This is a genomic window from Psychrobacter sp. 1Y4 (assembly GCF_051847555.1).
Genome location: NZ_JBPYDE010000893.1, coordinates 1 through 578, shown reverse-complemented (window position 1 = coordinate 578; position 578 = coordinate 1). Strand labels below are relative to the sequence as shown.

The 578-nt window shown below is 31.5% G+C and carries 1 protein-coding gene; it reads left to right on the top strand.

Annotated elements, in window-relative coordinates; translation table 11 throughout:
- On the top strand, positions 1–557 hold a 557-nt coding region (locus tag ACS8FC_RS19450; RefSeq protein ID WP_439297997.1), incomplete at its 5' end, for an ImmA/IrrE family metallo-endopeptidase.
- Between the last annotated feature and the right edge of the window lie 21 nt (positions 558–578).

The window sequence follows — 578 nt, the reverse complement described above, 5'->3', positions numbered from 1 at the left end:
ATGGTTCAGTCGATTTAGATAAAATAGTCCTGCTTGATGCTTTATCTAATATAACGATTATTGAAGATGTGACAGATCACGACCAACGATTACTTGGAAAAATAGACTTCATTCAACGAGAGATTTATTTGTACAAACAGAGCGATGATAACGTGCATAGAGATAGGTTTACATTAGCGCACGAGATTTCTCATATATTATTAGACCATGATAGGTACTTGATAAAGGATGCTTTTTTTAACGAAGATCTGAATGGAGAAAGTACAAACAGAAATGGATTTATTAGCAAATTAGAGTTTCAGGCTAACTATTTGGCGTCTTGTATTCTTATGCCTAAAAAGACTTTCTTAGAGCGTTTCCTAGAGATCTATAAAAAGTTAGGTCTAACTCCTAGAGGAAAAGTATTTCTTTATAACGATAAGCAAGAATGCAATAAGATTGTGGTAAATAACGTACTAGTAGGACTCTCTAGACATTTCAACGTATCAAAAAAAGCAGCTGAGATAAGGCTAAAAGATTTAAGAATATTATTTGATGAATCTAATTTTACGAAATAAAAATATTAACAGCTTAAATAA